Genomic DNA, 243 nt, shown 5'->3' with positions numbered 1-243 from the left:
GTACCTGCGCTTCGGGCATGACATCAGGTGCCGTCACAAACATTGCACCTGACTCGAGGATGAAGTAGCCCAGTGCAGCAGGCGCAGTGCCCGTTTGCTGTTCGCAGAGTGAAGAGTAGAGGGCCAACTGCAGATGCTGGCCTTCATGCAAAGAGGCGGCGTAACGTTTGTCGCCGCGCCATTTCATGTCTAGCACCACGGACTGCCCCTTGGGCAGTTGTACAAGCAGGTCGGCTTTGCCGA

1 protein-coding gene is annotated in these 243 nt (G+C 58.0%); it reads right to left on the bottom strand.

The window, feature by feature from the left end; genetic code table 11:
* The coding region (locus tag RVY79_RS21170) for a PD-(D/E)XK nuclease family protein (protein ID WP_317466581.1) at positions 1-243 on the bottom strand (243 nt) is incomplete at both ends.

It is taken from the genome of Chromohalobacter sp. HP20-39 (assembly GCF_033052815.1).
Classification (GTDB): Bacteria; Pseudomonadota; Gammaproteobacteria; order Pseudomonadales; family Halomonadaceae; genus Chromohalobacter.
This window is presented reverse-complemented; position numbering and strand designations above follow the sequence as displayed.